This window comes from Cereibacter azotoformans, from assembly GCF_021391315.1.
Classification (GTDB): Bacteria; Pseudomonadota; Alphaproteobacteria; order Rhodobacterales; family Rhodobacteraceae; genus Cereibacter_A; species Cereibacter_A azotoformans.
This window is the reverse complement of sequence record NZ_CP090022.1, coordinates 792,379-806,177: the sequence shown is the minus strand read 5'-3', so window position 1 is coordinate 806,177 and position 13,799 is coordinate 792,379. Positions and strand designations below refer to the sequence as shown.

General features: G+C 68.8%; 13 protein-coding genes. All 13 read right to left on the bottom strand.

Annotated features, from left to right (window positions below; all coding sequences use genetic code 11):
• Positions 1 to 7: 7 nt before the first annotated feature.
• On the bottom strand, positions 8 to 745 hold the full coding sequence (locus LV780_RS18965; RefSeq protein WP_108220595.1) for a [NiFe]-hydrogenase assembly chaperone HybE: 738 nt from the start codon (positions 743 to 745) through the stop codon (positions 8 to 10).
• Positions 742 to 1,575 carry a hydrogenase expression/formation protein gene (locus LV780_RS18960; protein WP_108220594.1) on the bottom strand — a complete coding sequence of 278 codons (834 nt, stop codon included), beginning with the start codon at positions 1,573 to 1,575 and terminating at the stop codon, positions 742 to 744. The genes LV780_RS18965 and LV780_RS18960 overlap by 4 nt, the downstream gene beginning before the upstream one ends.
• Before the next feature lie 11 nt (positions 1,576 to 1,586).
• Positions 1,587 to 1,964, bottom strand: a complete 378-nt coding sequence (locus LV780_RS18955; protein ID WP_011910308.1) for a thioredoxin domain-containing protein — start codon at positions 1,962 to 1,964, stop codon at positions 1,587 to 1,589.
• A 4-nt stretch (positions 1,965 to 1,968) separates the two neighbouring features.
• On the bottom strand, positions 1,969 to 2,277 hold the full coding sequence (locus tag LV780_RS18950; protein WP_108220593.1) for a HypC/HybG/HupF family hydrogenase formation chaperone: 309 nt from the start codon (positions 2,275 to 2,277) through the stop codon (positions 1,969 to 1,971).
• On the bottom strand, positions 2,277 to 2,897 hold the full coding sequence (locus tag LV780_RS18945; protein ID WP_101340455.1) for a HyaD/HybD family hydrogenase maturation endopeptidase: 621 nt from the start codon (positions 2,895 to 2,897) through the stop codon (positions 2,277 to 2,279). The genes LV780_RS18950 and LV780_RS18945 overlap by 1 nt, the downstream gene beginning before the upstream one ends.
• 288 nt (positions 2,898 to 3,185) lie before the next feature.
• Positions 3,186 to 3,971, bottom strand: coding sequence for a Ni/Fe-hydrogenase, b-type cytochrome subunit (gene cybH / locus LV780_RS18940; RefSeq protein WP_108220726.1), 786 nt, complete (start codon positions 3,969 to 3,971; stop codon positions 3,186 to 3,188).
• Between the two features lie 10 nt (positions 3,972 to 3,981).
• Complete coding sequence (locus LV780_RS18935; RefSeq protein WP_108220592.1) at positions 3,982 to 4,563, bottom strand: HupE/UreJ family protein; 582 nt, start codon at positions 4,561 to 4,563, stop codon at positions 3,982 to 3,984.
• 13 nt (positions 4,564 to 4,576) lie between these two features.
• Complete coding sequence (locus LV780_RS18930; protein WP_108220591.1) at positions 4,577 to 6,367, bottom strand: nickel-dependent hydrogenase large subunit; 1,791 nt, start codon at positions 6,365 to 6,367, stop codon at positions 4,577 to 4,579.
• Between the two features lie 3 nt (positions 6,368 to 6,370).
• Positions 6,371 to 7,477, bottom strand: a complete 1,107-nt coding sequence (locus tag LV780_RS18925; protein WP_108220590.1) for a hydrogenase small subunit — start codon at positions 7,475 to 7,477, stop codon at positions 6,371 to 6,373.
• A gap of 201 nt (positions 7,478 to 7,678) precedes the next feature.
• A complete protein-coding gene (hypF, locus tag LV780_RS18920) occupies positions 7,679 to 9,952 on the bottom strand; it encodes a carbamoyltransferase HypF (RefSeq protein ID WP_233864090.1) in 2,274 nt (757 codons plus the stop codon).
• On the bottom strand, positions 9,952 to 11,376 hold the full coding sequence (locus LV780_RS18915; RefSeq protein ID WP_108220589.1) for a nickel-dependent hydrogenase large subunit: 1,425 nt from the start codon (positions 11,374 to 11,376) through the stop codon (positions 9,952 to 9,954). Before LV780_RS18915 ends, hypF begins: the two co-directional genes overlap by 1 nt.
• Positions 11,373 to 12,365, bottom strand: a complete 993-nt coding sequence (locus tag LV780_RS18910) for an NADH-quinone oxidoreductase subunit B family protein (RefSeq protein WP_108220724.1) — start codon at positions 12,363 to 12,365, stop codon at positions 11,373 to 11,375. Before LV780_RS18910 ends, LV780_RS18915 begins: the two co-directional genes overlap by 4 nt.
• Before the next feature lie 40 nt (positions 12,366 to 12,405).
• Complete coding sequence (locus LV780_RS18905; RefSeq protein ID WP_117345070.1) at positions 12,406 to 13,725, bottom strand: sensor histidine kinase; 1,320 nt, start codon at positions 13,723 to 13,725, stop codon at positions 12,406 to 12,408.
• Positions 13,726 to 13,799: the final 74 nt, after the last annotated feature.

The following is a 13,799-nucleotide window of genomic DNA, read 5'->3' as shown; positions in this document are numbered from 1 at the left end:
CCCATCATCAGCCGTCCGCGATGCCTGCGGTGATGATGGCCCTGCGATTGGGCTCCGGCGCTGGCGGAGGGGCAAGTTCCGCCTCGCGCGCCTCGCGTATATCCGCGGCGCGATCGGTATCGGCCCGGTTCTCCGCATCGAACAGCGCCACCATCACGGCCCGCGCGACCTCCACCGCCTGAAGCTGGCTGGAAAAATCGTTCATCGGCGAGAAGAGCGAGCAGGCCTTGTAGCCACCGACCGCCGGCCGGACATTGTGGATGAACTCGTAGCTGCCCGAGGGGAAGGGGACATGCTCCTTCGCACCCGCAACCAGCGCGCCCCAATCCTCTTCCTCTGCGGGCAGGAGGATCAGGTTCATGAACCACGGCGCAACCAGCACGCCCAATGGCCGCCCCTCGTGCAGCATGAAACCCGCCGCCTCGACATGCAGCGAACGGTTCGACAACGGCACGTCGCGCATCCGGGAGTGCCAGATCTCCTCGAAATCCGACACCAGCCGCGCCACGCGGTCGGCCATGAACGAGCCGGGGTCGGACAGGACCATGAACTGGTTTTTCGGAGCCGAGCAGTTCGGGCAGGACCAGTCCTCGGGCAGGGCGGAAAAGGGGGTTCCCGGCAGAATCTGGCGGAAATCGTCGCCCTGTCCGGGGTCATAGGGTGTCCAGCAGACCTTGCATTCCATCACGGCCGCCGGACTGATCCGATCGATCGCGCCGAGGTAGGATCCTTCGAAGCCGCTCAACGGATCGCCTCCAGCACCTCGAGGATGCGGGCGCCGCTGTCGGCCAGATCCTCCGGCGCCGCCAGGGCGACCTCGGGCATCCGCGTGACCTCGAACGTGTCGAGGATGAGCGTGTCCATCGAGTTGAAATACTGCACGCGCCAGACCTGCGGCGCGGCGGTCGCCGTCACCCGGCAGTTGCCATAGCCCCGCGACAGGATCGTGACCGCACCCTCTCCGAGCATCCGGTCGAGCCAGGCCAGATCCTCCTCGGTGTGCGGAAGCAGGCTGAGGTTCACGACCCAGGGCTCGTCTCCGGCCTGCCATGTGACGGACTTCTCGAGCAGTTCGGCCAGAAGGGCAGGGGCATTCACCACCCCCTGGGGCCGGTCTCCCACAGGCGTCAGCGCCGGACGGACGGGCGCGAAGGCTCGGGTCCGCGCGGCCTCGGGCACGGGGCCGACCTCGATCCGCTGGACGCCCTGGCCCGCCACGGCCCAGACGCCGGCAAAGACGCTTTCCTGCACCATCAGCGGGGGTATCCCGCGCAGCCGCATCGAGACCTCTCCCTGACCCAGCGTCTCGGCGAGCAGGGCCCGGTTCTCGGGGTCGAGCCCGCTCAGGTCGAAGCCCGCGCCCGGACCGCCGCGCGAGGCGGCATCACAGGCGGCGGCCACGTCCTTCAGGAGGGCGATGGCCGGGGCGACGCGGGACGTGTTTTCAACGTCGGGCAGGTGCGCCGAATAGGTGCGCATCCCGGACGGCAGCGGCATGAAGGTCAGTTCGTCGTCGCCTTCGGAGGGCTGAGAGCCGGGACCGAAGCCCGTGGGAGGAAGGTTGAACGGGTTCATGAACGAGCCTTTCAGGCGGAAGCGAGGCCGAGTATCTGCGGAATGCGGGTCGTGTAGTCGCCCCAGTCGCGGATCTTCTCGATCGCGCCGAGGTAGCGGCCTTCATGGTAGAAGAGGAAGCCGGGGGTGCGCAGGGCACGGGTCCGCTCGCGAAGCGCGGCCTCGATCGCCTCATCGACGACGGCGGCATCGAAGGCGCGCTGGAAGGTCATCACCAGTTCCGGCAGGACGACCGCGGCGTCGGCGGTCTCGAGGTTCCGCGCCGGATCGCCGGGGATGAAGAGACAGTGGGCGCCGGGGCGGGCCGTGAAGGCCTCGACCTCCTCCATCGAGCGGAGGCGCGGCCAGCCGAGGTCGGTCTCGAGACGGGCGATCAGCGGGTGGGTCATGGCGTCATCCGTGGCTCTGGCCTGCGTCGAGCGCAGCCTGAAGGTGGGGGGGAAGGCTCGGCGGACGGTCGAGGTCGGCGAAGGCCGCGCCCACCTCGCCGCCCGCCATCACGGCGCGAAGCGCTGCGAGCGCGTCGGCGATCTGCGCGGCGGCGTCGGCCGTAATCACCTCGCGCGCGGCACCAAGAAAGCAGAGCACCCAGTCGCCGGCGCGCGCCTCGGGCGTCAGGCTGAGGTCGATCAGCGTGCCGTCCTCGGTCCTGCCCGCGATGCCTTCGACGGAGGCGAGGCGGTGGGGATCTCCCACGCACATCAGGCGCCCTCCGGGAAGAAGCGGTCGTCGCCGCTGCGGCAGGCCTCCATCTCGGACGGGCGGCCGGACTCGTAGGCGTCGCGGCGCAGCGAGGGGTCGGCGAGGCCCTCGACGTGGCTTTGGCCGGGCAGGGGCGTGACGCCCCATGCCGCCAGTTCCTCCAGCGCCACTTGCAGGGCGGGTGCGATGCGGGCGGCGACGGCGGGGCGGAGGCTGCCGCCGTAATCCTCGAGTTCCTCGGGCTGGCAGCCGATCAGGGTCAGTCGCGCGGGGCAGCGGCCCAGAAGCTGCGCGGTGGCAAGCACGTCCTGAAAGCCGGTCTGGTGCAGGCTCATCTTCTTGGCGCCCATGAAGGCGGGCACCTCATCGTCCCGCACGGTCAGAAGCGCTCCGGGTGCGAGCCCGTAATCCACCGCGTCGAAGACCAGAAGGGCGTCGGCCTCTTCGAGGAACGGCAGCAGGTAGAGACCCTGCGTCCCGCCGTCGAGCAGCCGGACGCGGCTCGGGAAGGCATGGCGTTCGGCCAGCGCCTCGATGCAGCGCGGGCCGAAGCCCTCGTCGGCCCACAGGATGTTCCCGATCCCGAGAATGAGCACCCTGTCCGGGAGCGATGCTGGCATTGGTCCCTCCTCCGACCGCTGCTGGCAACGGGCTTGTCTGCCCGCCCTTTCCGGTGAAAATATTCTTTGCAGTCCGGCCGCGGAACGCAAAAAGGATGTGGGCCGCGACATTTTGCCATACCATTGCTTCAAAACGGATTTTCGCCGTCAAAAGCCGCTCCGGCGGGCGTTGGAATGGAAGCGGATCTTCCACCGGAACCCCGACCCTGTCCACTCCCCTTCCGGAACGCAAAAGGGCGCGACGTTGCGCCGCGCCCCTCGCCGGGAAAAGATTCGCCTCGTTTCACCCTATTCCACGCGGTCATCCTTGAAGGTCCGCCAGCCCGAAACGATGGTCGAAAGCATGGATTGACGGGACATGATGTCCTCGCGGATGGCGGCATAGACGTGGATGATGGTGAAGACCACGATGGCCCACATGCCGAGGTGGTGGAACGTATGGAGCCGTTGCGAATTGCCCACGAGACCCAGCACCCAGCCGAAGGCGGTGTCGTAGAACGAGCCCTGTCCGGTGCCCTCGGCGTAGAGCGCAAAGCCCGTGACGATCATGAAGGTCATCCCCAGCGTGATGAAGAAGAACATCGCGGCATGGGCGAGCGGGTTGTGGCCCACATACTTGCGCGGTTCGGGCACGAGGAAGAGATACCACTTCAGCTCGAAGATGAGCTCGCGGATCCAGCGCAGGTTGTGGATCGGCAGCTTGAACATCTGCCGCGAATGGACGTTGCCGAAGAAGGCCCAGAGGATCCGGGCGGCGAAGGCCACGGTCAGCAGCTGCCCGGCCGCGAAATGGGCAAAGCGGATGTAGCCCATGACGAACTGATCGGTGGCCTCGGCCATCTCCATCGTCGGCAGCGGCGAGGCGATCAGGTAGCCCGTGCCGATCAGGATGAAGATCATCGCGGCGTTCAGCCAGTGCCAGACCCGGACGGGCACCTCGTACACATAGACGGAGGTCTTGTGAAAGATGCTCTCGATGTCCTCGGGGCGGGCCGTTCCGGTCTTGCGCGAGGCCTCGAGCGGCAGGGGCGCCTTGGGGTTGGGGACGTGGATCGTGACGACTTCGGTGTCCATCGCCATGGCGTCACCCCGCCATCAGAAAGAGGCCGGATCCCGCGATCGCCGCACCCATCGCCGACTGCACCATCCGCGCCGCCCGGCCGCGGGCGACGAGGCGCGCAAGGCCGATGCCGGCGACATGCAGGGCCGCGGTGGAGACGAGGAAGCCCGCCAGATAGAGCCCGACCGTTCCGGTCGCCTCCGAGGCGTGGGCATGGCCGTGGCAGGCGGCGAAGGCCGCAATGGCGGTGAGCGACAGCGCCGTGAGGGCCTTGGCCTGCCCCGCGTGGGCCAGGGCGACCAGAAGCCCCGCAAGGACGACCGACGTGACGATCCAGGTTTCCACCATCGGGATGGCCACGCCCGCCCAGGAAAGCGCCGCGCCCGCCGTCATCGCGGCAAGGAAGGTGGCGGCGCCCGCCCAGAGGTGACGCGGCATGGCAAAGCCGGACCAGATCCCCACCCCGAGCATGGCCAGCAGGTGATCCGGCCCGAGGATCGGATGCACCAGCCCGTGCACGAGGCCCGACGCATCGCCATGCCCCGTGTGGGCAAGGGCCGGCGTGGCAGCGGCGGCGAGCAGGGCGGCAGTTGCGATCATTTTCATCCGGTAGTCTCCCTCAGCGGACCTTCACGGTCGTCAGTTCCTGACCGTCTGGTGACATGACGTGGGTCGAGCAGGCAAGGCACGGGTCGAAGGAATGCAGCGTGCGCAGGATCTCGACCGGCTCTTCCGGCCGTTCCATCTTCGTATCGAGCAGACTGGCCTCGAAAGCGCCGATATTTCCGGCAGTGTCGCGAGGGCTGCCGTTCCACGTTGTCGGCACGACGCATTGATAGTTCTCGATCCGGCCGTCCTTGATGCGGATCCAGTGGCCGAGGGCGCCGCGCGGCGCCTCGGTCATGCCGACGCCCTTGCATTCGCGGGGCCAGGTCCGGGGCTCCCACTTCTCGACATTGGCGGTCGAGCTGTCGCCGTTGCGGATGTTGGTGATCATCTTGTCGAAGAAGTGCTTCTGCAGCCGGCAGCAATATTCCGCCTCGAGCGCGCGGGCGGCGGTTCGGCCCAGCGTCGAGAAGAGCGCATTGACCGGCAGGTCCATGGTGCGCAGCAGCCCCTCGACCTGGTTCTTGATGTCCTCGTGGCCCTTGGCATAGCCGATGATGTAGCGGGCAAGCGGGCCCACCTCCATCGCATGGCCCTTCCAGCGCGGGGCCTTGATCCAGGAGTATTTGGCGGCCTCGTCGAGTTCCTGGATGTTGGTCCGGCTGCCCTTGGCGTTGGGGCCCAGCTCGAACTTCGGCTCGGTCCGGCCGTCCCAGGGATGCAGGCCACGGCCCGGCTCGCCGTAGGAATACCAGGAATGGTCCACGAATTCCTGCACCTGCTCGGGGTCGCGCACATCGACGTCATGCACCTCATTGAGGTTGCCGTTGATGATCGCCCCGCGCGGCAGGTGAAGCTGGCCGGGCGAGAAATCGTTCGGATGTTCAGGGATGTCGCCATAGGCCAGCACGGATTTGGACGACAGGCCACCGCCGTAGAGCCAGCTCTTGTAGAAGCCGCCGATCGCGATCACGTCCGGGATATAGACGTTGTTCACGAAGGTGGTGCACTGGTCGATGATCGAGGAGACGAGGTTCAGCCGCTCCATGTTGATCGCGCCGACCGCGCCCACGCCATGCACGTTGATGGGGCAGGGGACGCCGCCCACCAGCCAGTTCGGATGCGGGTTCTTGCCGCCGAAGATCGTATGGACCTTGACCACTTCCTTCTGCAGGTCCAGCGCCTCGAGATAGTGGGTCGTGGCCATCAGGTCGGCTTCGGGCGGCAGCAGATAGGCCGGGTTGTCCCAGTAGCCGTTCTTGAAGAGGCCGAGCTGCCCCGACTCCACGAACTTCTTCAGCCGGTTCTGCACGTCGCGGAAATAGCCCGGCGAGGACATCGGGTGGCTGGGCGAGACCTTCTGCTGAAGCTCGGAGGTGGCCTTGGGATCGGCGCGCAAGGCGTTGATCGGATTGACCCAATCCAGCGCGTGCAGGTGGTAGAAATGCACGATATGGTCGTGGATCTGCAGGTTCAGCTGCATCATGTTGCGGATCGAGTTGGCATTGTCGGGGATCGAGATTCCCAGAGCATCCTCGACCGCGCGGACGGAGGTCAGCGCGTGCGTGCCGGTGCAGACGCCGCAGATCCGCTCGGTGAAGGCCCAGGCGTCGCGCGGGTCGCGTCCCTTGAGGATCACCTCGAGGCCCCGCCACATCGTTCCGGTGGAGACCGCGTTGCGGATGATGCCCTGCTCGTCCACGTTCACTTCGCAGCGCATGTGACCCTCGATCCGGGTCACCGGGTCCACCACGATGCGGCGGCCGCTGTTGTCCAGGTTGAAACCGTTGGGTGTCGCGACCATGGATCAGGCCTCCGTCTTCTCGTTGTTCTTGTCTCTGGCGGTCTGCGACTTGCGCTGCGCCGCCTTGAGCGCGGTAGCCGCGACATGCAGCGCCACGCCCGCGCCGACGGCGCCCACGGCCGTCAGGCCGATCGCATCCGCATTGGCCTCGACCCCGAACTGCTTGATGTTGGTCACGCGGTCGTAAAACGAGCCCTGATCCCAGAACCCGTCCTCCGAGCAGCCGATGCAGCCGTGGCCCGACTGGATCGGGAAGCTCACCCCCTCGTTCCAGCGCACGGTGGAGCAGGCGTTGTAGGTGGTCGGACCCTTGCAGCCCATCTTGTAAAGGCAGTAGCCCTTCTTGGCGTAGTCATCGTCCCATTGCTCGACGAACTGGCCGGCGTCGAAATGCGGACGGCGATAGCATTTGTCGTGGATGCGCTGGCTGTAGAACATCGCCGGGCGGCCCTGACGGTCCAGCTCGGGCAGGCGGTCGAAGGTCAGCATGTAGGTGATGACGCCGGTCATCACCTCGGCGATGGGCGGGCAGCCCGGCACCTTGATGATCGGCTTGTCGAGGATGACCTTGTGCACCGGCACCGCCCGCGTCGGGTTGGGCGCCGCCGCCTGCACGCAGCCGTAGGAGGCGCAGGCGCCCCAGCTGATGATGGCCTTGGCGTGCTCGGCGGCCATCTTCAGCTGCTCCACGAAGGGCTTGCCGCCGATGATGCAATACATCCCGTCCTCGTTCAGCGGCGGGTTGCCCTCGACCGCGAGGATGTAGTTGCCCTTGTATTTCTCGATCGTGTCCATCAGCGCCTCTTCGGCCTGATGCCCCGCCGCCGCCATCAGCGTGTCGTCGTAGTCGAGCGAGATCATCGACAGCACGACATCCTTGGCCAGCGGGTGCGCGGCGCGGATGAAGCTCTCCGAGCAGCAGGTGCATTCGAGCCCGTGGACCCAGATCACCGGCGTCCGCGGCTTGGTCTCCATCGCATGGGCGATCTTGGGCACGAACGAGGGGCCCAGCCCCAGCGCCGCCGCGGTGAGCGAGCAGTATTTCATGAAGCTGCGCCGGGTGATCCCCTGCCGTCGCATGACGTCATAGAAGGTTTCGATCTGGGGCAACGGAGTCCTCCCTCACTCGCGGCGCGGATCGCCGCTGGCTGTATGCCGAGGAATGCGGAAGACGCGCCACGCAAGCAAAAGAAATGTGTCGTGTGGGCGGAAATACCGTAACCCATTGCCAAAAAAAGACGAAATGTCGATTTTGCGAGGGCGCGCGCTTGTGGGGCAGGAAAGGTCTTTACCAGCCCTTCGGTCGTCCGGTCAGGCTGTTTCCGCCGCGCCGATATGCCGCGCTGCGGCAACCAGCGCTTGCCCCAGAGCCAGTCCACCATCGTTGGCCGGCACGGCTCGATGGGTCAGCACCGGAAGCCCCTCGAGTTCCGTCAGACAGGCTTGGAGCAGCCGCGCGTTCTGGAAGCACCCGCCCGTCAGCGCCACCGCCTGCGCACGGCCCGTCTCGACAAGGTGACGGGCGGGGGCGCAGAAGGCCCGCGCGAGGCCGAGATGAAAGCTCTGCGCGATCGACCCCGGCGCGGCTCCCGCCTCCAGGTCCCGCGCCAGCGCCCGGAACATCGGCGCGGGGTTCAGGCCCTCGAACGGGTAGGGCGCGCCATCGCCCGTCAGCGCCTCGAGCCGCATGGCGGCCTCGCCCTCGTAGCCTTGCCGCGCCGCCGCCAGCCCGAGGCACGCCGCCACCGCATCGAAGAGCCGACCCGCCGACGAGGACAGCGGCGCGTTCACCCCCGCCGCCACCGCCCGTCGCAACACCTCGCGCGGCTGACGGGGAAAGAGCCGGTCGGCCAGATCGGCCAGTCCTGCCGCGTCGAGCCGCACCAGCGCATTCCGCCAGGGCTCGCGCGCGGCGGCCTCGCCCCCGGCCAGGGGCGCAGGCGCCAGATGCGCCACACGCTCGAACCCGGCGTAGTCGCCCAGCAGCAGCTCGCCGCCCCAGATCGTGCCATCCGCTCCGAGGCCCGTCCCGTCCAGCACGAGGCCCGCCACCGGCCCGCCGCCCAGTGGCCAGAGCGCATCGGCCAGACAGGAGGCGAGATGTGCATGGTGATGCTGCACCTCGGTCACCGGCAGGCCCATCGCGTGGCCCGCCTGCGTCGCGCGATAGCCCGGATGCAGGTCCACCGCCACGATTTCGGCCCGATGGTCGAAGAGCGCTGCGTGGTCGCGAAGGGCGCGGCGGAACTCGTCGAAGGTCAGCGCCTCATCGAGATCGCCGAGGTGGTGCGACAGCAGCGCCTGCCCGTCCCGCACAAGGCAGATCGCGGCCTTCATCTGCCCGCCGAGCGCCAGAACCTGCGGGGCGCGCCCGAAGCCCTCGGGCAGGGGCAGCGTCCCCGGCGCGCGCCCCCGCGCCCGGCGCAGCACCATCGGCGGCCGCGCCCTCTCGACGCTGTCATCGAGCCTGCGGACGATCTCGCGGTCATGCATCAGGAAGCCGTCAGCGAAGGCGGCCAGCTTCTCGCGCGCCTCGTCATTGCCGATCACCTGCGGCTCGCCCGACAGGTTCCCCGATGTCATCACCAGCGGCCCGCCGAACCCCTGGAGCAGAAGGTGATGCAGCGGCGTGTAGGGCAGCATCAGCCCCAGCGCCGCCATGCCCGGCGCCACCCCCTCGGGCAGCACCCCGCGCGACGGCACCAGCACCACCGGAGCCGCCGGATCGCGCAGCAGCGCCCGGTCGGCCTCGGAGATCTCGGCGATCCTGTCCGCCATCTCCTCGGCCGCCATGACCGCGAAGGGCTTGCCCGGCCGCCGCTTGCGCAGGCGCAGCCGCGCCACGGCCTCGGCATTGCGCGCATCGCAGGCGAGGTGGAACCCGCCGAGCCCCTTCACGGCCAGCACCCCGCCGTGCCGCAGCAACGCCACCGCCTCGGCCAGCGCACCGCCTTCGTGGCCATGCGCCTCGAACCAGATCCGCGGTCCGCAGGCCGGGCAGGCAATGGGCTGGGCATGAAAGCGCCGGTCGGCCGGATCGCCATACTCCGCCGCGCAGTCGGGGCACATGGGAAAGCCCGCCATCGAGGTCTGCGCCCGGTCGTAGGGCAGCTCTCGCAGGATGGTGAAGCGGGGTCCGCAATGGGTGCAGTTGGTGAAGGCGTAGCCGCGCCGCCGTCCGTCGCCCCGCATCTCCTCGAGACAGGCGCCGCAGGTGGCGGCGTCCGGCGTCACCCGCGTGGCGACGGCGCCCTTGCCGCTTGGCGCGATCCCGAAGCCCGACGCCTCGACCCGGCAGGGCGCCACCTCGACCCTGTCCACGCGGGCGAGCGGCGGCGCCATGTCGCGGAGCGCCGCCACGAAGGCCGTCAGATCGCCCCCCGAGACCCGGATCAGCACGCCCTCGCCGTCGTTCAGCACCTCGCCCGCCAGGCCCATCCCGCGCGCCAGCTGCCAGACGAAGGGGCGAAACCCGACGCCTTGCACCTGCCCGCGGACACGGATCTCGAGCCCTTCGCCCGGCGCTCGGTTGCGTCGGTCGGCCGAGGGCGCGTCGCCGTCCCGTGCACCGGGCGCCCCTGCCATCAATGCACCGTGCAGACCATGCAGGGATCGAAGCTGCGCACGACATGCTGCACCGAGACCGGCGTCTCTTCACCCTCGCGGACCGGAGCGCCGACGAGCGCGGCCTCGAGCGGCCCCGGCACGCCGGCCGCATCGCGGGGGCTGAAATTCCAGGTCGTCGGCGCCACGATCTGATAGGTCGAGATCAGCCCGTTGCGGATCGAGAGCCAGTGGCCGAGCGCCCCCCGCGCGGCCTCGACCAGCCCCGCCCCCTGACCGGCCTCGGGCACCGGCGCCGGTGCCGCCATGAAGCGCGCCGTCACGTCGATCGCGCCCGCCAGATCCTCCATCACGAGCTGCGTCCGCGCCAGTTCCAGCAATCTGGCCCCCACGCGCGCCAGAACGCCGCCCTCCCGCGCGAGGTCCAGCGCCAGCGGGTGCCCCGCCACCACCTGACGCGCCAGCGCCCCTGTCTCCATCGGCAGGCCATCGAAGCGCGGCGCCTTGCACCAGCTGTAGGCCGGATCCCGCATCTCCTCGTCGGGCAGCGTCTGCCCCGCCGACGGGTGCGCCGTCGGCCCCAGCATCCAGGAATGGCTCAGGTCCTCGCGGATCAGCGAGAGGTCGAGCGGCCGCGCCTCTCTCTCCCGGATCCCTTCGGGCCAGATCCGGCCCGTGGCCAGCGGATAGGCGCCGAAACTCAGGTAGCGCCCCCCGCCACGACCGAGGCTCTCCAGCCCCAGATCCGCCGCAATCTCGAGAAACAAGCCCGCGTCGCCCCGCTGCCAGCGCATGAGGGCGGCCTTGTCGGGCAACTCCACGAACTCCTCGAGCGGGCCGCCGATCATCACCCGCTCCAGAAACCGCCGGAAGGCGCGCAGGCTGGCGAGGATGCGCATCCTCTCGCTCGGCCCCGGCGCGCGCGTCACCCCTCCGGGCTGGATTGCCAGCGTGTGCGGCCACTTGCCGGCGAGAAGCCCCAGGATGTGCATCAGCTCGGCCCGTGCAGCGACGGCTTCCCGCTGCGCGCTGCCCTCGATGGCGGTGAACCGCGCCACCGCCCGCCCATGCCACGGACGCCCGGCATAGGCCGGCCGGGTGAAGTCGGGCATGAAGAACAGGTTGAAATGGGTGAGGTGGTCCGAGACATTCTCGACCGCATGGATCAGCGCCGCCACCCGCGCGCCCTCGGGCGTGGGCTCGATCCCCATCGCCGCCCCGAGGGCCCGCGCCGCGGCCATCGACTGGCTGATCGAGCAGATCCCGCAGATCCGCGGCGTGATCGTCAGCGCATCGCGCGGATCGCGCCCTTCGAGCATCCGCTCGAACCCGCGGTAGAGCGGCGCGTTGACCTGTGCCGAGACGACCCGGCCCTCGGCCACGTCAAGATGCACCTCGAGATCGCCCTCGACCCGGTTGAACGGGCCCACGACCAGCTTCGTCATCTCTTGAGGCCCTTGAGGTTCGGCGGCACCTCGATGCGGTCGGCCACCGCATTGCGGCGGATGCGGTCGGGCGTGGCGGCCTTGGACAGGCTCGCCAGCGCCATGAACCAGGCCTTCGGCATGTCCGACGGCAGACCCACCGGGATGCCGCCGATCTTCGGCGTCTCGGAATAGGGGTGGCGCGGCTCTTCGAACTCGGGCGCGGTGCAAGCGATGCAGGCATAGCCGGCCGAGGTGCAGGAGCCCGCCCCGTTCCACGGCCGGATGTTGCAGTCGCCCACCGCCTGCGTGCCGATGCAGCCCATATGCTCCATCATGCAGCCGATCTCGCCGGGGGCGCGGGCGCTGGCCTTGTATTCGTAATATTCGTTCTTCGGACAGCCGTGGTGGACGAGGTGATCGGCGTAAAAGCGCGGGCGGCCGAACCGGTCGAGCGCCTCTTCCGCCAAACCCCCAGCCGCCAGCATCATCAGCGACTCGATCACCCAGCCGGGATGGGTGGGGCAGCCTGCGACATTGATCACCTTCAGCCCGCCCCGGGCGCGGAAGGCGGCCGGCAGCGCGCCCCCGGGATGCGCGCCCTCATATTGCAGGCCCACCGCATCGGACGGGTTGCCGCCCGCGCTCGTCATCCCGCCATAGGCCGCGCAGGTTCCCACCGCCACGACATGACGCGCCAGCGGTGCGAGCCGCCGCACCGCCTCGAGCATCGGGATGCCCATGCCCGCCAGCATCTGGAACCGCCCGGTCCCGCGCGGACCACGAGCGACGGCGCCCTCGACGCAGAGGATGTCGAGCGGCATCTCTTCCGCCTCGATCCGGCGCAGGAGGGCACGCACCTCCTCGCCGGTCTCGAGCGACAGGGCAGGGTGCCAGAGGAACCGCAGGCCCGCTCCCTCCAGCGCGTCGAAGACGCCGGGCGCCTCGGCGCAGAGAAGCGACATGGTGCAGCCGCCGCAGCCCGAGGCCTGAAGCCAGAGGATGTTCATGCGCATCCCGTCCTGCGGCCGCACGAAAGGTCGTGAAGGATCATGCCTGCACCAGGTCCAGCGGCAGTTCCAGCCGGAAGCAGGCGCCAAGGCCCCCTTCGCAGAGCATGAGCCGCCCGCCATGCTCTTCGGCGATCTTGTGCGAGATCGGCAGGCCGAGCCCGGTGCCACGTCCCACGGGCTTGGTGGTGAAGAACGGGTCGAAGATCGCCTGCTCCAGCCCCTCGGGCACGCCCGCACCATTGTCCCGCACCGAGAGCACGGCAAGATCGCATTCAGTGGCATGGTCGATCACCACCTTCGGAGCCACCACCTCTTCGACCGCATCGAGCGCGTTCTGCACGAGGTTCATCACCACCTGCTGCAGATGGCCGGGCCGTCCCGTCACCTCGAGCGAGGGCAGGCCGGTCATCTCGACCTCCACCTCGCGGCGCGCCCCACGAAGAACCCACGCGGTCGCAACCTGAGTGACGGCCACGAGGTCGAACCGCTCGGCCTCGCCCGATCCGTCCGAGGACAGCCGGCGCAGATCCTCGACGATGTCGCGCACCCGCTCGGCCCCCTCGCGGGCGCCGCGCACCGCCTCGCGCAGGTTGCGCACCTCGCGGTCGAGCTTCAGGTCCTCGCGCAGCCGCATCAGGTCCTCGCGCGTAGCGCCGGCTTGCACCTCGTGGAAGTAGCTCTCGAACTTCCCGGCATAGCGTTCGAGGGCATGGGCATTGGCATAGACGAAGCTGATCGGATTGTTCAGTTCGTGCGCCACCCCCGCCAGAAGGCGCCCGAGCGAGGCGAGCTTCTCGTTCCTGACCAACAGCGCCTGCGCGGCCTTCAGCTCGTCATGGCTGCGCTCGAGCTCGGCATAGGCCTGCCGGATCTCGGCCACCGAGCGCCCCGTCAGCACCAGACCCGCCGCCCGGCCGCGTTCGTCGAAACGGGCCGACAGTGACAGCTCGACCGCGCTGGGCCCTTCGGGCGTGAGCAGCCCGGCCTCGATGGTCACGGGCGCCCGCAATTCGGTCGCGCATCGCATGGCCGTCCGCAGCCGTTCACGGTCGGCCTCGGCAAACAGATCCTCCGCCCGCCGGGCACAGAGCTGCGAGCGCGCCAGCCGCGTGCGGAGCGACACCGAGGCCGAAGCCTCCTCGACCTCGCCGGCGCGCGAAACCACGATCAGGATGTCCGAGACCGAGGCCAGCACCGAGGCATGGAAGGACCGAAGCCGCTCAAGCTCGTCGTTCTGCCGCTCGAGGCGCTCCTGGTAATCCACCAGGTCGGCATAGGTCCGATCGACGGCCGACAGCACGTCCATCCAGACCGAGTCCGGAAGGTCTCCTTCGCGCGGCTGTGTCTCGTTGCCCATGCCATCCTCCGTCACCATCATAGACGGCGGCACGGCGGTCGCGAAAGGCAAGAGTGGAAGGCCCTAGTCTGCTT